This window comes from Actinomadura logoneensis, from assembly GCF_003428695.1.
GTDB classification, from domain to species: Bacteria; Actinomycetota; Actinomycetes; order Streptosporangiales; family Streptosporangiaceae; genus Spirillospora; species Spirillospora logoneensis.
Window position 1 is genome coordinate 1 of the sequence record NZ_QURH01000285.1, and the last position, 21397, is coordinate 21397.

Annotated in this window: 22 protein-coding genes; 20 read left to right on the forward strand and 2 right to left on the reverse strand. The window is 70.4% G+C overall.

Going from position 1 to position 21397, the window contains the following annotated elements; all coding sequences use genetic code 11:
- The 8 genes from rho to DZF91_RS17045 form a co-directional block, all read left to right on the forward strand.
- Positions 1 to 1275: transcription termination factor Rho (gene rho, locus DZF91_RS17010; RefSeq protein WP_117358438.1), on the forward strand; the 1275-nt coding region annotated here is incomplete at its 5' end.
- Positions 1276 to 1567: 292 nt separating this feature from the next.
- Positions 1568 to 2899 carry a sensor histidine kinase gene (locus DZF91_RS17015; protein WP_235834358.1) on the forward strand — a complete coding sequence of 444 codons (1332 nt, stop codon included), beginning with the start codon at positions 1568 to 1570 and terminating at the stop codon, positions 2897 to 2899.
- A 71-nt stretch (positions 2900 to 2970) separates the two neighbouring features.
- Positions 2971 to 3807 carry an endo alpha-1,4 polygalactosaminidase gene (locus DZF91_RS17020; protein ID WP_199486694.1) on the forward strand — a complete coding sequence of 279 codons (837 nt, stop codon included), beginning with the start codon at positions 2971 to 2973 and terminating at the stop codon, positions 3805 to 3807.
- A gap of 62 nt (positions 3808 to 3869) precedes the next feature.
- The gene (locus tag DZF91_RS17025) at positions 3870 to 4517 is read left to right on the forward strand and encodes a response regulator transcription factor (protein ID WP_117358440.1); all 648 of its coding nucleotides are present in this window, start codon (positions 3870 to 3872) and stop codon (positions 4515 to 4517) included.
- A gap of 390 nt (positions 4518 to 4907) precedes the next feature.
- Positions 4908 to 5120 carry a 50S ribosomal protein L31 gene (gene rpmE, locus DZF91_RS17030; RefSeq protein ID WP_117358441.1) on the forward strand — a complete coding sequence of 71 codons (213 nt, stop codon included), beginning with the start codon at positions 4908 to 4910 and terminating at the stop codon, positions 5118 to 5120.
- A gap of 90 nt (positions 5121 to 5210) precedes the next feature.
- Entirely contained in the window at positions 5211 to 6284 is a 1074-nt protein-coding gene (gene prfA, locus DZF91_RS17035) for a peptide chain release factor 1 (protein WP_117358442.1), read from the forward strand.
- On the forward strand, positions 6281 to 7141 hold the full coding sequence (prmC, locus tag DZF91_RS17040) for a peptide chain release factor N(5)-glutamine methyltransferase (protein WP_117358443.1): 861 nt from the start codon (positions 6281 to 6283) through the stop codon (positions 7139 to 7141). The genes prfA and prmC overlap by 4 nt, the downstream gene beginning before the upstream one ends.
- A gap of 101 nt (positions 7142 to 7242) precedes the next feature.
- The gene (locus tag DZF91_RS17045; protein ID WP_117358444.1) at positions 7243 to 8097 is read left to right on the forward strand and encodes an L-threonylcarbamoyladenylate synthase; all 855 of its coding nucleotides are present in this window, start codon (positions 7243 to 7245) and stop codon (positions 8095 to 8097) included.
- A 173-nt stretch (positions 8098 to 8270) separates the two neighbouring features.
- Here DZF91_RS17045 and DZF91_RS17050 read toward each other — a convergent pair whose 3' ends face one another.
- Positions 8271 to 8798 (reverse strand): hypothetical protein, encoded by a 528-nt coding sequence (locus tag DZF91_RS17050; protein ID WP_147341185.1) that lies wholly within the window; start codon positions 8796 to 8798, stop codon positions 8271 to 8273.
- A 633-nt stretch (positions 8799 to 9431) separates the two neighbouring features.
- On the opposite strand from DZF91_RS17050, the gene DZF91_RS17055 reads away from it, so the two are divergent.
- Positions 9432 to 10094 (forward strand): DUF4241 domain-containing protein, encoded by a 663-nt coding sequence (locus DZF91_RS17055; RefSeq protein ID WP_117358446.1) that lies wholly within the window; start codon positions 9432 to 9434, stop codon positions 10092 to 10094.
- Between the two features lie 175 nt (positions 10095 to 10269).
- Here DZF91_RS17055 and DZF91_RS17060 read toward each other — a convergent pair whose 3' ends face one another.
- Positions 10270 to 10752 carry a hypothetical protein gene (locus DZF91_RS17060; RefSeq protein WP_117358447.1) on the reverse strand — a complete coding sequence of 161 codons (483 nt, stop codon included), beginning with the start codon at positions 10750 to 10752 and terminating at the stop codon, positions 10270 to 10272.
- Positions 10753 to 11093: 341 nt separating this feature from the next.
- On the opposite strand from DZF91_RS17060, the gene DZF91_RS17065 reads away from it, so the two are divergent.
- The 11 genes from DZF91_RS17065 to atpD all read left to right on the forward strand — a co-directional run bounded on the left by DZF91_RS17065 (position 11094) and on the right by atpD (position 21364).
- On the forward strand, positions 11094 to 12083 hold the full coding sequence (locus DZF91_RS17065; RefSeq protein WP_117358448.1) for a DUF2207 domain-containing protein: 990 nt from the start codon (positions 11094 to 11096) through the stop codon (positions 12081 to 12083).
- Positions 12084 to 12205: 122 nt separating this feature from the next.
- Positions 12206 to 13489 (forward strand): glycosyltransferase family 4 protein, encoded by a 1284-nt coding sequence (locus DZF91_RS17070; protein WP_117358449.1) that lies wholly within the window; start codon positions 12206 to 12208, stop codon positions 13487 to 13489.
- Positions 13490 to 13854: 365 nt separating this feature from the next.
- The gene (locus DZF91_RS17075) at positions 13855 to 14322 is read left to right on the forward strand and encodes a hypothetical protein (protein WP_199486695.1); all 468 of its coding nucleotides are present in this window, start codon (positions 13855 to 13857) and stop codon (positions 14320 to 14322) included.
- 81 nt (positions 14323 to 14403) lie between these two features.
- Complete coding sequence (locus DZF91_RS17080) at positions 14404 to 14664, forward strand: AtpZ/AtpI family protein (protein WP_117358458.1); 261 nt, start codon at positions 14404 to 14406, stop codon at positions 14662 to 14664.
- A 136-nt stretch (positions 14665 to 14800) separates the two neighbouring features.
- Positions 14801 to 15610 carry a F0F1 ATP synthase subunit A gene (gene atpB / locus DZF91_RS17085; protein WP_117358450.1) on the forward strand — a complete coding sequence of 270 codons (810 nt, stop codon included), beginning with the start codon at positions 14801 to 14803 and terminating at the stop codon, positions 15608 to 15610.
- Positions 15611 to 15679: 69 nt separating this feature from the next.
- Positions 15680 to 15904, forward strand: coding sequence for an ATP synthase F0 subunit C (atpE, locus tag DZF91_RS17090; protein WP_117358451.1), 225 nt, complete (start codon positions 15680 to 15682; stop codon positions 15902 to 15904).
- A gap of 41 nt (positions 15905 to 15945) precedes the next feature.
- Entirely contained in the window at positions 15946 to 16482 is a 537-nt protein-coding gene (locus tag DZF91_RS17095) for a F0F1 ATP synthase subunit B (protein ID WP_117358452.1), read from the forward strand.
- On the forward strand, positions 16479 to 17297 hold the full coding sequence (locus tag DZF91_RS17100) for a F0F1 ATP synthase subunit delta (RefSeq protein ID WP_117358453.1): 819 nt from the start codon (positions 16479 to 16481) through the stop codon (positions 17295 to 17297). The genes DZF91_RS17095 and DZF91_RS17100 overlap by 4 nt, the downstream gene beginning before the upstream one ends.
- 90 nt (positions 17298 to 17387) lie before the next feature.
- Positions 17388 to 19022: a F0F1 ATP synthase subunit alpha gene (gene atpA, locus DZF91_RS17105; RefSeq protein ID WP_117358454.1), complete on the forward strand. Its 1635-nt coding sequence runs from the start codon at positions 17388 to 17390 to the stop codon at positions 19020 to 19022.
- A gap of 4 nt (positions 19023 to 19026) precedes the next feature.
- Positions 19027 to 19926, forward strand: a complete 900-nt coding sequence (locus tag DZF91_RS17110; protein ID WP_117358455.1) for a F0F1 ATP synthase subunit gamma — start codon at positions 19027 to 19029, stop codon at positions 19924 to 19926.
- Between the two features lie 4 nt (positions 19927 to 19930).
- On the forward strand, positions 19931 to 21364 hold the full coding sequence (atpD, locus tag DZF91_RS17115; RefSeq protein WP_117358456.1) for a F0F1 ATP synthase subunit beta: 1434 nt from the start codon (positions 19931 to 19933) through the stop codon (positions 21362 to 21364).
- Positions 21365 to 21397: the final 33 nt, after the last annotated feature.

Below are 21397 nucleotides of genomic sequence, written 5' to 3' on the forward strand. Positions count from 1 at the left end.
CGCGGCGGCCAGAGCCAGGGCGGCCCGGCCGACGACGACGGCGACGGCAGCGGCCGGGGCCGGCGCGGACGCCGGTTCCGCGAGCGCAACCGCGGCCGCGGGCGCGGTGAGCGCTACGAGGAGCCCGTGATCAACGAGGACGACGTCCTCATCCCGGTCGCCGGCATCCTCGACATCCTCGACAACTACGCCTTCGTCCGGACGACCGGCTACCTGCCCGGCCCGAACGACGTGTACGTCTCGCTCGCCCAGGTCCGCAAGAACGGCCTGCGCAAGGGCGACGTGATCACCGGTGCGGTGCGGCAGGCCCGTGAGGGCGAGCGGCGCGAGAAGTTCAACGCGCTGGTCCGGCTCGACACCGTGAACGGCATGGAGCCCGAGCAGGCCAAGCAGCGCGTCGAGTTCTCCAAGCTCACCCCGCTGTACCCGCAGGAGCGGCTCCGCCTGGAGTCCGACCCGGGCGTGCTGACCACGCGGATCATCGACCTGGTGTCGCCGATCGGCAAGGGCCAGCGCGGTCTGATCGTCTCGCCGCCGAAGGCCGGCAAGACCATGGTGCTCCAGTCGATCGCGAACGCGATCACCAAGAACAACCCGGAGTGCCACCTGATGGTCGTCCTCGTGGACGAGCGTCCGGAAGAGGTCACCGACATGCAGCGGTCGGTGAAGGGCGAGGTCATCCACTCGACCTTCGACCGTCCCGCCGAGGACCACACCACGGTCGCCGAGCTCGCCATCGAGCGCGCCAAGCGGCTGGTGGAGCTGGGCCACGACGTGGTCGTGCTGCTCGACTCGATCACCCGCCTGGGCCGCGCCTACAACCTGGCGGCCCCGGCGTCCGGGCGCATCCTGTCCGGTGGTGTGGACTCCACCGCGCTGTACCCGCCCAAGCGGTTCTTCGGCGCGGCCCGCAACATCGAGAACGGCGGCTCGCTGACCATCCTCGCCACCGCCCTGGTGGAGACCGGATCCCGTATGGACGAGGTCATCTTCGAGGAGTTCAAGGGCACCGGCAACATGGAGCTCAAGCTCAACCGGGCGCTGGCCGACAAGCGGATCTTCCCGGCGGTGGACGTGGACGCGTCCGGCACCCGCAAGGAGGAGATCCTCATGGCGCCGGAGGAGCTGCGCATCGTCTGGCAGCTCCGCCGCGTCCTGCACGCCCTCGACACCCAGCAGGCGCTGGAGCTCCTCATCGAGAAGATGAAGGAGACCAAGTCGAACGCCGAGTTCCTCCTGCAGGTCCAGAAGACCACCGTGTCCGACGACCGCTGAGCGGGTCCGACGACCGCTGAGCGGGTCCGACGACCGCTGAGCAGGTCCGAGGACCGCTGAGCAGGTCTGATGGCCGCTGAGCGCGTCCGAGCGCCGCTGAGCGAGCGGGGTTCGGCGACCGCTGAGTGATCTCGTGAGGTACGCCCCGGCCACCCGGCCGGGGCGTATTTCTTTGTCCGCCCAGGCGCCCCGGCGCGCGGGGGTGGGGTTTACCCCAGTGCGGCTCGGGTGGCTTCTTCATGGTGGCGGCGCGGGCGCGTCGGGCAGGGTGGGTGCTGGTTTGGACGAGTGCGTGGGGGGTTCGGTGGGCGAGGTGGCCCGGACGGCCTGGGGCAGGTCCGTGGTGGACGCGTCGTGGCGTCCGGTGGCGATGCTGCGGACGCCCGTGACGTGGCTGGCGGTCGCGCAGCCGCCGCTGGCGTTCGGCCTGGGGCTGTTCTGGTTCGTCGCGCTGGCGGCCGGGCTGACGCTGTCGCTGGCGCTGTCGGCCCTGTGGGTGGGCCTGCTGATGCTCGTCGCGATGATGGTGCTGTGGCGGGGCGGGGCGATGCTGGAGCGGCGGCTCCTGCGGGTGACCTACGGGCTGCGGATCGCCGATCCGTACCGTCCGCTGCCGCCGGGACGCGGCATGTCCGCCAAGGTCCGGGCGATGGCGGCCGACCCGGCGACCTGGAAGGACCTCGTCTACCTGGGCCTGATGCTGCCGCTCGCGATGGCCGAGATCGTGGTGTGGGTGTTCCTGTGGGGCCCGGTCGGGCTGCTCGTGCTGTCTCCGGTGCTGGTGGCGGGTTCGCACGGGATGCAGTACGTCGTGGGTCCGGTCGCGGTCTACATCCGTGATCCGCTGAGCGGGCTGTGGGCGACGGCGGTCGGGCTGGTGCTCGTCCTCCCGGCCCTGTACGCCACGCGGGCGATGGCCGTCGCGCACACCTTCTGGGCGCGGACGCTGCTCGGCGCGACCGGCTCCCAGCAGGAGAACGCCGAGCTGCGCGAGCGGGCCGAGCGGCTGCGGGCCAGCCGGGCGCGCGGCGTGGACGCGGTGGAGGCCGAGCGCCGCCGGATCGAGCGCGACCTGCACGACGGCGCGCAGCAGCGGCTGCTGTCGGTCGCGATGGACATCGGCCGGGCGCGCACGAAGCTGGACAGCGACCCGGAGGCCGCGCGGCAGCTGATCGAGCAGGCCCACGCGGGCGCGAAGGAGGCGATCGCCGAGCTGCGGGACCTGGCGCGCGGCATCTACCCGGCGATCCTCACCGACCGGGGCCTGGACGCGGCGCTGTCGGGCCTCGCGGGCCGCGCCGCCGTCCCGGTGGAGGTGACCGTCGAGCTGGACGAGCGCCCTCCGGCGGCCGTGGAGAGCATCGCGTACTTCGTGGTGGCCGAGGCCCTGACGAACGTCTCCAAGTACGCGCGGGCGACGAGCGCGTCGGTGAAGGTCGCGCGCGAGGACCGCTGGGTCGTGGTCGAGATCGCCGACGACGGCGTGGGCGGCGCGAGGTCCGAGCCGGGCGGGGGACTGGCGGGCCTGGCCGACCGCGCCGCGACGATCGACGGCATCCTCACCGTGGACAGCCCGCCCGGCGGCCCGACCGTGATCCGCGCGGACCTTCCCTGCGACTGGTGATCATCCCCGGGCCGTCCTGGCATGATCGGCTCATTGCCGACATAGCAGACGGGGAACTCATGTCGCGTTCGATGCGGGGACTCGCGCTCGTCCTGACGGCCCTCCTGGCCGCGGGGGCGTGCGGCGGGACGGGCGGGGAGCGGGCGGCCGAGACGGCGTCCCAGGGGAAGGCCGGGCGGGAGGCGGCGGGCGCCGCGGCGACCTGGTGGAAGCCCAGGCCGCGCGTCACCTGGCAGTGGCAGCTCAGCGGACGCGTCGACACGTCCGTCCGGGCGCAGGTGTACGACGTGGACCTGTTCGAGACGCCCGCCGCCACGGTCGCCCGGCTGAAGAAGGCCGGACGCAGGACGATCTGCTACACCGCGATCGGCTCGGCCGAGAACTGGCGTCCGGACTTCAAGCGCTTCCCGGCGCGCGTGCTCGGCAAGAAGGTCGAGGACTGGCCCGGCGAGCGCTGGGTGGACATCCGGCGGCTGGACGTCCTGCGGCCGATCTGGGCGGCCCGGCTCGACCAGTGCAGGAAGAAGGGCTTCGACGGCGTGGAGCCCGACTGGATGGACGGCTACCGGCACGACACCGGGTTCAAGCTGACCGCGCGGGACCAGCTCGCCTTCAACCGGATGCTGGCGTCCATGGCGCACCAGCGCGGTCTCGCGATCGGCCTCAAGAACGATCTCGACCAGATCCCCCAGCTCGTCGGGGTCATGGACTTCGCGGTCGACGAGCAGTGCGCGCAGTACGGCGAGTGCGGCCGGCTGCTCCCGTTCGTCAAGGCGGGCAAGGCCGTGTTCCACGCCGAGTACGAGCTTCCGCTGAGCAGGTTCTGTGCGACGTCGCGCAGACTCGGCCTCAGCTTGATCCGCAAGCCGCTGGAGCTGACCGCCCAGCGCCAGGCCTGCCCCGCCTAGCTAGCCCCCGGATGCGCCCCGACGCGCACGGAGCGGACCCCGCGAGCCGGGATACTGGGGGCATGCGGGTGGTGATCGCCGAGGATTCGGTGCTGTTGCGCGAGGGACTCGTCCGGCTGCTCGCGGACGAGGGGATCGAGACGGTCGCGCAGGTGGGGGACGGTACGGCGCTGCTGGCGGCGGTCGAGGAGCACCGTCCCGACCTGGCGGTCGTGGACGTGCGGATGCCGCCGTCCTTCACCGACGAGGGGCTGCGGGCGGCGCTGGCCGTCCGCGAGCGGCTGCCCGGGACGCCGATCCTCGTCCTGTCGCAGTACGTGGAGGAGCGGTACGCGACCGACCTGATCGGCGGCGGCGCCGAGGGCGTCGGCTACCTGCTGAAGGAGCGGGTGTCGGACGTCGCGGAGTTCGTGGACGCGGTGCGCCGGATCGCCACGGGCGGCACGGTGATCGACCCGGAGGTGATCGGCCAGCTGCTCGGCCGCCGCCGCGCGGGCGACCCGCTGAGGAGCCTCACGCCGCGCGAGCGCGAGGTGCTCGGCCTGATGGCCCAGGGCCGCACCAACGGCGCCATCGCCGCCGACCTGGTGGTCACCGAGGGGGCGGTGGAGAAGCACATCTCCAGCATCTTCGCCAAGCTCGGCCTCCAGCCCGCCGGCGGCGAGCACCGCCGCGTCATGGCGGTCCTCGCCTACCTCGGCCACGCCTGATCTGGCGCGACTGATCCGAGCCGCCTGATCCGAGCCGCCTGATCCGAGCCGCCTGATCCGGGACGATCGAGCCGGGGCGGCCGTGTCGGCCGATTGATCGGGGCCGATCTGCCTTTTCGGCCAGGTTCGGCTACCCTGCGCGGGCAGGCTCCGTCGATCGCCGGCGCCGCTCCCCGGCCGGTCCGCCCCGCAGGCGCGCGGTGGACGGACGGGACGCGGAGGCGCGGGAGACCGGTCGCGGGCAAGATCATTGAGGCGGGGTCGGGAATGCCCGGTGACCTCGGCACGTTCGGGTATCTGGCACACTTGGTGTGCAAGCGCTGCGGTACCGGTTCGCGCCCCGCGGGACGTGGGACGTCCGGCGACCGCCCCGAGCGAGGAGAGATCCCAGTGAAGCCCGACATCCACCCGAACTATGCCGTCACGACCGTGACGTGCACGTGCGGTAACACCTTCGAGACGCGGAGCACCGCCGCCAACGGCGTCATCAACTCCGACGTCTGCTCCAACTGCCACCCGTTCTACACGGGCAAGCAGAAGATCCTGGACACCGGCGGCCGGGTGGCGCGCTTCGAGCAGCGCTTCGGCAAGAAGGCCAAGTAGCCCGCGGCCTGACCCACAGCGCCAAGGAGGGGGCCCGGGGACGCGCCGTCCCCGGGCCCGCTCGACTCTGCTACCAGGCCGGGACCCACCGTGAAACTCGACGAACTCATCAGCGAATACACCGACATCGAGGGACGGCTCGCCGACCCGTCGGTCCACGCCGACCAGGCGCTCGCCCGCCGACTGGGCAAGCGGTACGCCCAGCTGCGCCCGATCGTCGAGACCTACCGGGAACTGGGCTCGACCGAGGACGACCTCGCCGCCGCCCGTGAGCTGGCCGGCGAGGACCCGGCGTTCGCCGCCGAGGCCGACGATCTCCAGCGGCACGCCGGCGAGCTGGAGGAGCGGCTGCGGCACCTGCTGCTGCCCCGCGACCCCAGCGACGACAAGGACGTGATCCTGGAGATCAAGGCGGGCGAGGGCGGCGAGGAGTCCGCGCTGTTCGCCGGCGACCTGCTCCGCATGTACCTGCGGTACGCCGAGCGCACCGGCTGGAAGACCGAGATCATCGACAGCCACCCGTCCGACCTCGGCGGGTACAAGGACGTCACGGTCGCGGTGAAGAACAAGTCCGGCACCGCCGACGCCGAGGGCGTCTGGACCCGGCTGAAGTTCGAGGGCGGCGTCCACCGCGTCCAGCGGGTGCCCGCGACCGAGTCGCAGGGCCGCATCCACACCTCCGCCGTCGGCGTGCTGGTCACCCCGGAGGCCGAGGAGGTGGACGTCCAGATCGACCCGAACGACCTGCGGATCGACGTCTACCGGTCGTCCGGGCCGGGCGGGCAGTCGGTCAACACCACCGACTCGGCGGTCCGCATCACGCACCTGCCGACCGGCGTGGTCGTCTCCTGCCAGAACGAGAAGTCCCAGCTCCAGAACAAGGAGCAGGCGCTGCGCATCCTGCGGTCCCGGCTGCTGGCGATGGCGCAGGAGGAGGCGGAGGCCGCGGCGTCCGCCGAGCGCAAGTCCCAGGTCCGGACCGTCGACCGGTCCGAGCGGGTGCGCACCTACAACTACCCGGAGAACCGGATCTCCGACCACCGGGTCGGGTACAAGGCGTACAACCTCGACCAGGTGCTGGACGGCGACCTCCACAACGTCGTCCAGGCCCTCGTGGACGCCGACACCGAGCGACGCCTCGCGGAGGCCCAGCAGTCGTCATGAACCTGCTGCTCGACGAGATCGCCAGGGCCACGGCACGGCTCGCCGACGCCGGGGTCGCCTCGCCGCGCGCCGACGCCGAGGAGCTCGCCGCCGCCGTGCACCAGGTGAGCCGCGCCGAGCTGCACACCGTCCCGGACGGCGCGTTCGACGCCCTGTTCTGGGAGTACGTGGCGCGCCGGGAGGCCGGCGAGCCGCTGCAGCACATCACCGGGCGCGCGTTCTTCCGCTACCTGGAGCTCAAGGTCGGGCCGGGGGTGTTCGTGCCCCGTCCGGAGACCGAGGTCATGGTCGGCTGGGCGCTGGAGACCCTGCGCGACATGGACGTCCAGGACCCTCTCGTCGTCGACCTCGGCACCGGCTCGGGCGCGATCGCGCTCTCGCTGGCGCAGGAGTCCCCCCGCGCGCGCGTGCACGCGGTGGAGAAGGACCCGACCGCCTACGTCCACACCGACCGCAACGTCGAGGACCTCGACGAGCGCGGCCAGGTGAAGCTGCACCTGGGCGACTTCGCGTCGGCCCTGCCGGAGCTGAACGGCACCGTCGACCTCGTCGTGTCGAACCCGCCGTACATCCCGATGAGCGAGTGGGAGTACGTCCCCACCGACGTCCGCGACCACGACCCGGCCGACGCCCTGTGGGGCGGCGGCGAGGACGGTCTGGACGCGATCCGCGTGGTCGAGCGCACCGCCCGCCGCCTGCTGCGCCCCGGCGGCTACGTCGCCGTCGAGCACAGCGACCTGCAGGGCACCGCCGTCTACTGGGTGTTCGCCGAGGAGAACGGCTGGCGGGACGTCCGCAACCACAAGGACCTCACCAACCGGGACCGCTTCGTCACCGCCCGCCTCGGCACCACCTGACCGGCCGCGGGGCGCCGGGCGCGGGGCGCGCCCGCGCACTGCCCGGCCGCCGATAGTCTTTCCCACGTCAGCACAGCAAGCCGAGTTCGACGGGGACAGCCGTGAGCCGACGTTATGACTGCTCGGATCCGATGGAGCGGACGCGCGGGATCGCCGAGGCGGTGTCGGCCGTCCGGCGCGGTGAGCTGATCGTCCTGCCGACCGACACCGTGTACGGGGTCGGCGCGGACGCGTTCACCCCGTCGGCGGTGACCGGCCTGCTGAACGCCAAGGGCCGCGGCCGGAACATGCCGCCGCCGGTGCTGGTGGGCTCGGTGCGCGCGGCGACCGCCCTGATCGAGGACCTGGGCACCTACGGGCAGGACCTGATCGACGAGTTCTGGCCGGGCGCGCTGACGATCGTGTGCCGCGCCAACCCCAACCTGATGTGGGACCTGGGGGAGACCAAGGGCACCGTCGCCGTCCGGATGCCGATGGACACGCTGGCCGTGGAGCTGCTGAAGGAGACCGGTCCGCTGGCGGTGTCGAGCGCGAACCTGTCGGGCCGTCCGGCGGCGCGCGACGCCGACGAGGCCGAGGAGATGCTCGGCGACTCGGTCGAGGTGTACCTGGACGGCGGCCGGGTGGCGCAGGGCGAGGCGTCCACGATCGTGGACCTGACCGGCCCCATTCCGCGGCTGCTGCGGCTCGGCGCGATCTCCGAGGACAGGATCCGCGCGGTCGTCGGCGTCCTGCTCACCGACGAGGACGACATCAAGCCCGACGACGACATCAAGCCCGACGACGACACCGCGTCCGAGGTCGGCAAGCCGCTCGACCCCGAGACCCCCGCGTCGGACGAGGCGCGTCCGGAGCACGGGGACGGCGGGGCCGCGAACGGTGCCCAGCGCGGTGAGCCCGCCGTGGCCGACACGAGGCCCTCCCCTCGCAAGGACGAGCCCGGAACGGCGTCCTGAGAGCCGTCTGAGCCACTTCCGGGGGCTGGACCGGCCGGGCCGCCGCGAGCCTCGCGGACCGGCGCGCCGGACAAGGAAAACGGGGGCCCCGCCGCAGCCGCTGCGGCGAAGCCCCCGTATTCGCTCCCGTCTACCGATCATGCCCGCCGGCGGTCAGCGCGGCGGACGGCCGATCAGTAGAAGACCCGCCACGAGCCGGCGTGCGACACGTGGAAGCCCCGGCTGGTCGGGTAGCCCTCGCACTCGCGCATGGCCATCTTGCCGACGTTCCACGAGCTGATGGCGAGGTGCACCGTCCGGCCCTTGCCGCGGTTGTTGTAGATGACCCGGTCCTCGGTCTTGAAGTTCTGGCCGCGGGCGGCGTAGAACTTGATCTCCATGCAGGAGTAGAGACCGGCCTTGTTGTCGCGGACGTAGCCGTCCACGACGCGGGTCTTGTAGTACCGGCCGTGGTACTTGGACTTGCTGTACCAGTAGTAGCCCCAGGCCGTGGTCGCGCCCAGGCCGGAGTACTTGAGGGTGAAGGCCGTCTTGCCCTGTGCCTGGACCTGGCCCTTGACGGCGGCCGGAGCCGGGGCGGCCGGGACGTTGCCGGAGCCCTTCAGGACACCGCCGTCGTCGGCGAGGGCGCTGCCGCCGGTCGCCATCAGTCCGGCGACGAGGGCGCCGGAAGTGATCGCCACAGTGGCGATGCGTCGCATGGATCCTCCGTTGTGTGGGGGATATCGAATGAAGATCGCCGTAACCGTAGCAGGGGTTTCGTCACCCATTTCCACCATTATCGGTAACTCAGAGCGATGTCCGGAGAGACGGGAACCGGGGGGCTTCGGGCGACGTCCAACCCCGTTCGAGGCACCTCCGAAACCAGCCGCGACCCCCGAGCTCACCCGTCCTGACCTGGGCAAACGGCCCGGAGGGCAAAAGTGCCCGACCAGAATGTGGCCTTGATCACAACAGAGCCGACACGGCCGGACCCGGCCCCCGAAGGGGACTAGTGATCACCCCAGGAATGGCGAATGGCCGGGCGGTGAGGCCGCCCGGCCATTCAGTTGCACTTGGAGCCGCGCGATCTGTAAGCAGCTACCTCGCCCTGGAAACGCACGAGCCGACCGCGTATCGGCGGCAGCGTGGCAAACAGCCAGACGGCACCAGCGCGTCATGCCGCCAGTCCTTGGGCCACGGCCGGTGTCCCGTCCGGGGATGACGTCACCAGCGCGACAGGCTGATACGCGAGGAGAAGAGGTGCCGAACCGCGGCTGCGAAGAACCGACAGCACCAGCGCTCCGTCAGGATTCAGCCACGCTGTCCGCGGATGGTGAAACGGAAGGATCAAGATGCTTGAAATGCCCGACTTCGAGGTGATGTTTCAGGCCGGAACTCGCCTCCGGTGGAAGGATGGCAGCCAGTCGACCATCGACGTCCGAACGGTAGGCGAGCTTCTCCTGCCCTCTGGCCGCTTGATCGCCCAGGATCCTGACGTGGCCGAGCACGAGGAGCCCTTCAGCGCGCCGCTGCCCCCCGGCAAGTATGTCGTGAGCTTGTCGATCTCGCACTGGGAAACGTCGCCGAATCCTGGCCTTCCTTCGCCGCTTCGGCTTGTGAACGCTGCGAGGATCGAGATCGGCGACATGCCTCCCGTTTCTTGGGAGATGGCATTGAGGGGCAACGAGGACCTTACCGACCTCGACGAGGATGGATTCTTCGGGTTCGGGGTGGACTCGGGTTGCGGCGCGTTCTTTGATGTTGGCGCGCTGCCTTATCTGAAGCAGATGCAGCCGGACGATGACTCGCCTCTGGTGAAAGCCCTGGATCGCCTCGATGAGGCCGGAGGGCTGGTGGTCCCGACCGGCGACGAAAGACTGAATATCATCGTGTTCCAGTGCGGCATGGGGGACGGGGCGTATCCAACGTGGATCGGGCGCTCGGAAAATGGAGACATGGTATGCCTGATTTCTGACCTGGAATTGTTCACGAGCTGCGAAGTCATGCCTTTGTAATTTTCAAGTCGGCGGCAGGGGCGGTACTCGATTTTTCTGCGTGGACGAAGTGAAGATGGTTGCGCCGACCGCCTCAACGGTCGCCTTCTGGGTAAGGGCGCGAAATTCTCCCGGAATGGCGAATGGCCGGGCGGTGAGGCCGCCCGGCCATTCAGATGTGCTTAACGCGGAAGGCTCAGTAGAGCTTCTTCCACGGGCCGAAGGCGACCTTGTGGGTGTTCTTCACGTAGACGCCGGCCTCGCGCACGTAGAGGTGCGGGGCGTTCGACAGGCTGTAGGTGCCGTAGAGGCGCTTGAACTCCATGTCCGCCGGCAGACCCTTGTAGGTCATGTAGTAGATGTGGGAGACCCGCGCCGGGGCGGTGATCTTGGTGGCGAACTGGACGGCCGGGGACCAGCCGTTGCGCTTGCCGTCGGCGAGCCAGAACTTCACCTTCACGCCCTTGCCGGAGCGGGCGTAGTAGCCGTCCGCCTTGATGGCGGCCCAGCCGTTCTTGGTGACGAAGTACTTGGCGCCCGCGGCCTGCACGCCGGAGGTGGCGGTCGGCAGCTTGTGCGACTGGGCGAAGCCCTGGTCCGCGCTGGCCGCGCCCGCGCTGGCCAGCAGGCCGGCGGCGAGGGCGCCGGTCGTGATCGCCACGGTGGCGATACGTCGCATGTGTTCCTCCATCTAGTGGAATGAGGCTGATGTGCGGGGTGAGAAGTCCGCACGGTAGCAAGATCGGCCGAACGCCGCGCGGGGATTCTCCGGGTTTGGGGCGGGGATCACGTGGAAGGCGGTGGTCTGTCCGTAGGGAGGCCGTGACCAGCGGTAAGGGAGGCCGCCCGGTCGGCGGGGCGTCGGTCGCGCCCCTCAGGGCCGCCGGAGTCCCTGCCGTCAATCGGCTTGTTGTGCCGGTCTGGGAGGGTGGCCGGTGGAAGCATGGGGGCTGACTGAGCCGAGGGCTTGGGGGCGAGGTGCTTGGGCGGGGCCGGAGAGCGGCGGGTGCGGGCGTTCTCGTGCCGCCCCTGCTGGCGTCCCTGTTCCTGCTGGCCGCCCCGCCCGCGCGGGCGGATGAGGCCGGGGCGATCCCCACCTACGACGTCGCCATGATCATCGGCCGGGACGGCGTGGTGGGCGTCCGCGAGACGATCACCTACGACTTCGGCGCCGCGGGCGGCCACGGGTTCACCCGGCGGGTGCCGTACCGGCGCGGCGAACGGGTGTTCGACATCCGCGGCCTGCGGACCAGCTCGTCCACCGGAGCCCCGGCGCGGGCGCGCACCCTGACGCTGCCGCACGACCTCGAGATCGCCGTCGGGGACGCCCGGACCACCGTGCGCGGCCGGCAGGCGTACGTGATCGAGTACGACCTCGGACGGGCGTTCACGCCCCTGCCGGACGGCCGGTGGGAGCTGGACTGGGACGCGATCGGCACCGCCTGGGACGTCCCGATCGCCAACGCCGCCGTCCGGGTGGAGTCGCCGAGCGCCCGCTGGAAGGCGTCCTGCCGGGCCGGGCGCGGGGACGCGACCGTCCCCTGCCAGCGGGACCGGGACGGCCCCTACGCCGTGGACTTCCTGCAGGCCGGGCTCCTCCCGCATGAGGGCATGACCGTCCGGGTACGGCTACCCCGGAGTGCGATCAGTCCGCAACCGCCCCGGTATGTCCGTCCCTACTGGGACGGCGGCTGGGCCGGGACCGGGCTGCTGGCCCTCGCGGTCGCCCTGCTGCCGTGGCTGCTGCGCCGGCCCGGACCCGCCGGACGGCTCGCCGACCCGGTGCGGCCCGCCGGGGCGGCCTGGCCCGCCCGGCAGGCCATGATCGGGCGGATCCTGCTGGTCACGGGCGTTCTGGCCGTCCTCGCCGACGCCGCCGCCGACGTCGGCCGGTACGGGATCTGGGCCGTCTCGCTGGGGGATCTGACCCTGGCGGGCGCGGCCCTGGGGGTCGCCGGGACGGCGGCGCTGTGCGGCCAATGTGCGCCATGCGACGGACGGGAGGAATAGAGTTGGCCCGGAACACCGTCAAGGTGACAGGCGCGGAACCATTCGGTGTCCGCCGAACGTAGGAACCTGCGTGGGGCCGTCCGGTCCCGCCGGGGAACCAGGCAGAGGGGAGGCGCGGGGCGTTGCGGGAGTACCTGCTCACCATCCTCGTCGCCGCCCTCGTGACCTACCTGCTCACCCCGGCCGTCCGGAGGTTCGCGGTCTGGTTCGGGGCGCAGGCGGCGCCGCGCGACCGGGACGTGCACGTCATCCCGACGCCGCGGCTGGGCGGCCTGGCGATGTTCGGCGGCATGGTCGGGGCGCTGATCGTCGCGTCCGGCCTGCCGAAGATGCGGCAGGTGCTGGCCGAGGGCGACGTGAGCCTGGGCCGGGCGCTGCTGCTGGCGGGCGGGCTGATCGTGCTGCTCGGCATCGCCGACGACCGCTGGGGCGTCGACCCGCTGACCAAGTTCGCCGGGCAGGTGGCCGCCGCCGGGATCTTCATCATGCAGGGCATCCAGCTGTACGTGCTGCCGCTGCCGAGCGGGGAGCCGCTGTCCCTGCCGCCCGCCTACGGCGTGCCGCTGACCGTGCTGGTCGTGGTGGCGACGATCAACGCGGTGAACTTCATCGACGGCCTGGACGGCCTGGCCGCGGGCGTCGTCGGGATCGCGTCGCTGGCCCTGTTCTCCTACGCCTACCTGCTGTCGCACGCCAAGGGCATCACGACGCTGAGCGGTCCGACGCTGACCGCCGCCGTCCTGGTCGGGATCTGCGCGGGCTTCCTGCCGCACAACTTCAACCCCGCCCGGATCTTCATGGGCGACACCGGCTCGATGCTGATCGGGCTGCTGCTGTCCGGCTCGACGATCATGCTGACCGGCCAGTTCGACCCGGACATCATCGGCACCTACCGGCTGTTCCCGCTGTACGTGCCGCTGCTGATGGTGCCGCTGGTCGCGGCCGTCCCGTTCGTCGACATGATGCTCGCGGTCTGGCGGCGCACCAACGACGGGCGCTCGCCGTTCGCCCCGGACAAGCGGCACCTGCACCACCGCCTGCTGGAGCTCGGCCACTCGCACCGCCGCGCCGTCCTGATCATGTACTTCTGGGTCGGGCTGCTCGCGGGCGGGCTGATGGGCATGGCCACCACCAGCAACCTCGTCCTCGTGGGCACGGCCACACTGACCGTCGCGGTCGGCGGCGTCGTGCTGATGATCGCACTGCCCCGGCTGGCCGGCCGCCGCATCGCCTCCGAGCCCGTCCCGCCGGAGACCGTCACCGGCTCCGCGGTCGCCGCCGAGGTGTCGGTGCCCGGCGTCTCCGCGGCACAGCCGTCCGCCGCGGCCCAGTCGCCCGCCACGGCTCAGCCGCCCGCCACGGACCTCCCGGACGGCGGCACCGGCAGGCACCGCCAGCACATCTAGCCGTCCGGCACGGACGTGCGGCCGGTCGGCGGACGTCCCGGACCGGTCCGAGCACGGTTCGGCTGCTCCTAGACTGACGCCGTCGCCGCACGTACGCGGAAGGCGTCTCCCCATCCGGTGGCGACCGTCCCCGCGGGCGCGCGGCGGGCGTCGCCGCAGCCGTGCGGCGGGCGGGCCGGCACCCCCGGCGTGCCCCCGGCGTTCCGCGGAATCCGGACGTTCACCTGAGCTACAGTCCGTGGTGCACAGGTAACGTTAGGGGACCGTCCATTCATTACATCTTGGGTAATTGTGGACGTTCTGGACGCTTGTGATACCTTTCACTAACAAGAGCCGACCACTGAAAGTGACCGCTCGGAGCCCACATGCATACTTCCGACGCCCGGATGCTGCGCGGCGCGGCGATCCCCTCGGCCATCGCCGGGGCCGTCGCCATCGTCCTCGGGGCACTGCTCGCCGGGACCAAGGGCGCCATCGGCGCGGGGCTCGGCACGGTCACGGTCCTCGTCTTCTTCTCCGTCAGCGTCGTGGCGGTCAGCTACGCCTCGCGGATCTCGCCGCAGATGATGTTCGCGGCGGCCGTGTTCAGCTACATCGGCAAGCTGCTGGTCATGCTGGCGCTGATCGCCGCCTTCAGCGACGCCACCGCGTGGAACCCCCGCGCGTTCGCGTTCACCGTCGTCGCCCTGACCCTGGTCTGGCTCGGCGCGGAGATCCGCGGCACGCTGCGGGCCAAGCAGCTCTACGTCGACCCCGCCCCGTCCGGGGCCGACTCCTCGGCGGCGGACGTGTCCGAGCGCGACGTCGCCACTCCGGCCGACCGGAGCCCGTGATGCACGCTCGGATGATCATGGCGGGATTGGACTACTCCAATATGACCACCGGGGGGGTGGCCTGCTATGGTCCGTCCTGCGATGAGCGAGGAGGGGCACCGGCCCGATCCGCAGGAGACCGAGGATTCGGAACAGGATCGAATCGACTCGGAACACCGAGGCTTCGCCAACGCCGCCTGGTCGATCCCGAGCTACATCTTGAGCGGGATGGCGGTGTACGGAGGCCTCGGCTGGCTGCTGGACCGCTGGCTGGGCACCTCGGCGCTGTTCCCCATCGGGATCCTGGTGGGCCTTGCTCTCGCGCTCTACCTGGTCTTCCACCGCTACGGGCGAACGAGCTGACGCGAGAGCCGACGCACGGCGCGCCCGCAGCCGGGAAGCCCTACGCCGACTTTGGAACGCCGCCGCTGCCCCCGGGCAGGCAGCCGACGAAGAAACACCGACTGACTTGCCGAGTCACTGACGAAGGGACTGCCGCGTGAGCGCGCCGCACCTCCTCGCCTCCGGCAGTGGAGACGAGTTCGAGGCACCCGGCCTCGAGATCTTCCACTGGGGCCCGCTGTTCCCCGACGGTCCCTCGTGGCTGCACTGGCTCACCAAGCCCACCCTGATCGTCGGGCTCTGCGCCATCCTGGTGACCGTCTTCGCCTGGCGCGCGTTCGCCGGCGCGAAGCTCGTGCCGCGGGGCGTGCAGAACGTCGGCGAGGTCGCCTACCTGTTCGTCCGCGACCAGGTCGCGCGCCCGATGCTGGGCAAGGACGGCGACCGGTGGATGCCGTTCCTGTTCTCCACCTTCTTCTTCATCCTGTTCATGAACTGGATGGGCGTCGTCCCGGTTCTGTACCTGCCGGTGAACTCGCACATCGCCTTCCCGATCGTGTTCGCGATCGCGGTGTACCTGATGATGCTCTTCCTCGGCATCAAGCACCAGGGCCTGGTCGGCTACTTCAAGAACATGATGTTCCCGCCCGGCCTGCCCAAGCCGCTGTACGTGATCCTCGCGCCGATCGAGCTCCTGTCGAACCTCATCCTGCGCCCGTTCACGCACTCGGTCCGACTGTTCGCGAACATGTTCGCCGGTCACCTCCTGCTCGCCTTCTTCGCCTCGGTCGCCTACTGGTTCCTGGTGGAGAAGCTCACCGTCCTGGGCGCCGGGGTCGGGGTCGTCGGCTTCCTGATGACCATCGTGATGACCGGCTTCGAGCTGTTCATCCAGGCCCTCCAGGCGTTCATCTTCACGCTGCTCGCCGCCAGCTACATCCAGAGCGGCCTGCACGCGGACCACTGACCTGAACCACACCCGCTACCAAGCAACCCTCCGGTGGAACCTCTGCCGGTCGAGTGAAAAGGAAAGAGCATGAGTGCTGTCGCCGCCGTCTCCGGCAACCTCGGTTCCGTCGCGTACGGTCTCGCGGCCATCGGCCCGGGCATCGGCGTGGGCATCATCTTCGGTCAGGGCGTGCAGGCCATCGCCCGCCAGCCGGAGCTGACCAACGTCATCCGCCAGAACATGCTGCTGGGCTTCGCGCTCACCGAGGCGCTCGCCCTCATCGGTTTCGTTGTGCCGTTCGTGCACAAGTAGAAACCGTCCTTCCATAACGTGAATCGGAAGGTGGGAACTAGATGATTCTGGCTTCGGAAAACCCTCTGGTACCGGAAGCCTCTGAGCTGATCTTCGGCACGATCGCGTTCGCCGTCGTGCTGTTCCTGGTCGGCTGGAAGCTGGTTCCGCAGATCCAGAAGACCCTCGCCGAGCGGACGGACGCGATCGAGGGCGGACTCAAGCGCGCCGAGGCCGCGCAGGACGAGGCCAAGGAGACGCTGGACCAGTACCGCGCCCAGCTCGCCGAGGCCCGCAAGGAGGCCGCCCGGCTCCGCGAGGAGGCTCGCGAGGAGGGCGCCGCCATCAAGGCCGAGATCACCGAGCAGGCCCAGGCCGAGGCCCGGCGGATCGTCGAGTCGGCGCACGCCCAGATCGAGGCCGACCGGCAGCAGGCCCTGCAGTCCCTGCGCGCCGAGATCGGCACCCTGTCGATCGAGCTGGCGGGCAAGGTCGTCGGTGAGTCCCTCGAGGACAGCGCCCGGCAGAGCCGCGTCGTCGACCGGTTCCTCGAGGAGCTCGAGGGCCGCGCCAGCACGCGGGAGCAGATCACATCATGACCATCACGGGAGCGGTGAGCAGGGCGTCGCTGGCGACGGCCCAGGAGCGGCTGGAGGCGGCCCTGCCGTCCGCCGACCTGAGCCGGCTCGGCGCGGACCTGTTCGCGGTGCTGAACCTGCTCGACCGCGAGCACGGCCTGCGGCGGGCGGTCTCCGACCCGTCCCGGGACGGTGCGGACAAGGCGCAGCTCGTGCAGGTCCTGCTCGAGGGCAAGGTCTCGCCGGCCGCTCTCGGGCTGGTCGCCGACGTCGTGCGGATGAAGTGGTCCAAGCCCTCGGAGCTGTCGGACGCGGTGGAGACCCTCGCGGTCACCGCCGAGGCCGCCCGCGCCGAGGCGGAGGACCGGATCGACGACCTCGAGGACGAGCTGTTCCGGTTCTCCCGGGTGGTGGAGGGCGACCCCGCGCTGCGCGGGGCGCTGTCGTCGCCCGGGCTGCCGGTCGAGCGCAAGCAGGGCCTGGTCGAGGCGCTGCTCGGCGGCAAGGTCACCGCCGCCACGCTGGAGCTGGTCACCGAGCTCGTGCTGCGCCCGCGGGGACGTAGCCTGGAGGGCGGGCTGGCCGAGTACGGCAGGCTCGTCGCCAAGCGGCGCCAGCGGCTGGTCGCGCTCGTGCGCACCCCGGTGGAGCTGTCGGCCGCCCAGCGCAACCGGCTCGCCGCCGTGCTCGCCACGGCCTACGGCCACCAAGTACACCTCAACATCGAAATCGACCCGAGCGCGATCGGCGGCCTGTCGGTCCAGATCGGGGACGAGATCATCGACGGCACGATCGCCGGACGGCTGGACGACGTCCGCCGGCGGCTCGCGAGCTGACGAGCCACGGCTCGCGCCGCTCGGTACGCACCACGCGCACGACGAGCCACCGACGAGCCACCTGAGCCCCAAGGGAGCAAGAGAGGAATCATGGCGGAGCTGACGATCCGTCCGGATGAGATCCGGAACGCGCTGGAGCGCTTCGTCCAGTCGTACGAGCCCGAGGCCGCCGCGCGCGAAGAGGTCGGCACCGTTGTCGATTCCGGCGACGGTATCGCCCACGTCGAGGGGCTTCCCTCCGCGATGGCCAACGAACTCCTGGAGTTCGAGGACGGCACGCGCGGTCTGGCTCTGAACCTGGACGTCCGTGAGATCGGCGCCATCGTCCTGGGTGACTTCAGCAAGATCGAGGAGGGCCAGAAGGTCCGCCGCACCGGCGAGGTTCTCTCGGTGCCGGTGGGCGACGGCTTCCTCGGTCGCGTCGTGGACGCGCTGGGCAACCCGATCGACGGCAAGGGCCCGATCGAGTCCACCGAGCGTCGTGCGCTGGAACTGCAGGCCCCGACCGTCGTGCAGCGGCAGTCGGTCAAGGAGCCGCTGCAGACCGGTATCAAGGCCATCGACTCGATGACCCCGATCGGCCGCGGCCAGCGGCAGCTGATCATCGGTGACCGGCAGACCGGCAAGACCACGGTCTGCATCGACACCATCCTGAACCAGAAGGAAGCCTGGGAGTCGGGCGACGAGAAGAAGCAGGTCCGCTGCGTCTACGTCGCCGTCGGCCAGAAGGGCTCCACGATCGCGAACGTGCGCCGCACCCTCGAAGAGGCCGGCGCGCTGGAGTACACCACGATCGTGGCCGCCCCGGCGTCCGACCCGGCCGGCTACAAGTACATCGCGCCGTACACCGGTTCCGCGATCGGCCAGCACTGGATGTACCAGGGCAAGCACGTCCTGATCGTCTTCGACGACCTGTCGAAGCAGGCCGAGGCGTACCGCGCCGTGTCCCTGCTGCTGCGCCGCCCGCCGGGCCGCGAGGCGTACCCGGGTGACGTCTTCTACCTGCACTCGCGTCTGCTCGAGCGCTGCGCGAAGCTGTCGGACGACCTGGGCGCGGGCTCGATGACCGGTCTGCCGATCATCGAGACCAAGGGCAACGACGTCTCGGCGTTCATCCCGACCAACGTCATCTCCATCACCGACGGCCAGTGCTTCCTGGAGACCGACCTGTTCAACCAGGGCGTCCGGCCCGCGGTGAACGTCGGTATCTCGGTCTCGCGAGTCGGTGGCTCCGCGCAGATCAAGGCGATGCGCAAGGTCGCCGGCACCCTGCGTCTGGCGCTCTCCCAGTTCCGTGACCTGGAGGCGTTCGCGGCGTTCGCGTCCGACCTGGACGCGGCCTCCCGCGCCCAGCTGGAGCGCGGCGCCCGCCTGGTCGAGCTGCTGAAGCAGCCGCAGGGCTCGCCGTTCCCGGTCGAGAAGCAGGTCGTCTCGGTGTGGGCGGGCACGTCCGGCGAGCTGGACGACGTCCCGGTGGAGGACATCCGGCGGTTCGAGGCCGAGTTCCTGGACCACCTGGAGCGCCAGCACGGCGGCATGCTCACCGCGATCCGCGAGACGGGCCAGCTCTCCGACGACGGTCTGACCACCCTGAAGGACGCCATCACGGAGTTCAAGAAGGGGTTCGAGACCAGCTCGGGCGGGCTGCTCGGCGACGAGTCCGCCGAGCCGATCGCGGACGAGGCCGTCGAGCAGGAGACGATCAAGCGCGTCAAGAAGGGCTGACGCCATGGCCCAGATCCGTCAACTGCGGCAGCAGATCCGGTCGGTGAAGTCCACCGCGAAGATCACGCGCGCCCAGGAGATGATCGCGACGTCGCGCATCGTGAAGGCGCAGGCGGCGGTGGCGGCGTCCAAGCCGTACGCCGACCAGATCGTCCGCGCCCTCACCGCGCTGGTCAGCCACAACGTCGGGATCGACCACCCGCTGCTCAACGAGCAGCCGGAGGACGCGCGCACCGCCGTTCTGATCATCACCAGCGACCGCGGCTTCGCGGGCGGCTACAACGCCAACGTGATCCGCGAGGCCGAGGCCCTGATCGCCAAGCTGCGGGCCGAGGGCAAGCGCCCGATCCCGTACGTCGTCGGCAACAAGGGCGTCACCTGGTACCGGTTCCGCAACCGGGAGCTGGGCGCGCACTGGACCGGCTTCAGCGACCGGCCGCGGTTCGACCACGCCGAGGAGGTGGGGCGGCGGCTGGCGGCGGACTTCCTGAAGACCGACGCCGAGGGCGGGGTCGGTGAGATCCACGTGGTCTACACCGAGTTCGTCTCGATGCTGACCCAGACCGTCCAGGTCCACCGGCTGATCCCGCTGGAGATCGAGGACACCACGGCCGCCGACGGCGGGACGCCCCCGGCGTACGAGTTCGAGCCGACCGCCGCGGACGCGCTCGACCTGCTGCTGCCGAACTACATCGAGAGCCGCATCTTCCACATGATGCTGCAGTCGGCCGCGTCCGAGCACGCGGCGCGGCGGCGCGCGATGAAGTCGGCGACCGACAATGCCAACGAACTGATCGGTGTCTACACGCGCCAGATGAACCAGGTGCGGCAGGCGGCGATCACCCAGGAAATCAGCGAGATCGTCGGTGGCGCTGACGCGCTCGCCGATTCTGGCGGGGAGTGAGAGAGTGACCGCACAGGTAGAGGAGACGGCGACGGCCACCGGGCGCGTCGCCCGGGTCATCGGCCCGGTCGTCGACGTGGAGTTCCCCGCCGACGCCATCCCGGGCATCAACAACGCGCTGCACACCGAGGTCACCCTCGGCGGCGAGACCAAGAAGCTGACCTTCGAGGTCGCCCAGCAGCTGGGCGACAACCTAGTCCGCGCGGTCTCCATGCAGCCGACCGACGGCCTGGTCCGCGGCGCGGCCGTGGTGGACACCGGCGCGGCCATCTCGGTCCCCGTCGGCGACATCACCAAGGGCCACGTGTGGAACGCCCTGGGGGAGACCCTGGACGTCCCGACCGCGTCGCTGGAGATCAACGAGCGGTGGGAGATCCACCGCAAGCCCCCGGCGTTCGACCAGCTCGAGTCGCGCACCGAGATGCTGGAGACCGGCATCAAGGTCATCGACCTGCTGTCCCCGTACGTCAAGGGCGGAAAGATCGGTCTGTTCGGTGGCGCGGGTGTGGGCAAGACCGTCCTCATCCAGGAGATGATCCGCCGCGTCGCGCGCAACTTCGGCGGCACCTCGGTGTTCGCCGGCGTGGGTGAGCGCACCCGTGAGGGCAACGACCTCTGGGTCGAGATGGACGAGGCGGACGTCCTCAAGGACACCGCCCTGGTCTTCGGCCAGATGGACGAGCCGCCGGGCACGCGTATGCGCGTCGCCCTGTCGGGTCTGACGATGGCGGAGTACTTCCGGGACGTCCAGAAGCAGGACGTGATGTTGTTCATCGACAACATCTTCCGCTTCACGCAGGCCGGTTCCGAGGTCTCCACGCTGCTCGGCCGCATGCCGTCCGCGGTGGGCTACCAGCCCACGCTGGCGGACGAGATGGGCGAGCTGCAGGAGCGCATCACCTCGACCCGGGGTCACTCGATCACCTCGATGCAGGCGATCTACGTCCCCGCGGACGACATCACCGACCCGGCGCCGCACACCACGTTCGCGCACCTCGACGCGCGGACCGTTCTCTCGCGCGGCATCTCCGAGAAGGGCATCTTCCCGGCGGTGGACCCGCTGGACTCGTCCTCCCGGATCATGGACCCGCAGATCCTGGGCGCGGAGCACTACGCCGTGGCGCAGGAGGTCATCCGGATCCTGCAGAAGTACAAGGAACTCCAGGACATCATCGCGATCCTCGGTATCGACGAGCTGTCCGAGGAGGACAAGGTCACCGTCAAGCGGGCGCGGCGCATCGAGCGCTTCCTGTCGCACCCGATGTACGTGGCCGAGCAGTTCACCGGCCAGCCCGGTGTCACCGTGCCGAAGGACGAGACGATCGCCTCGTTCAAGGCGCTCTGCGAGGGCAAGTACGACCACATCCCCGAGCAGGCGTTCTTCATGTGCGGCGGCATCGAGGACGTCGAGAAGAAGGCCAAGGAGCTGGAGAAGTAGTCCGCTCCGCCGGGCCGCGCCCCCCGCACGGGG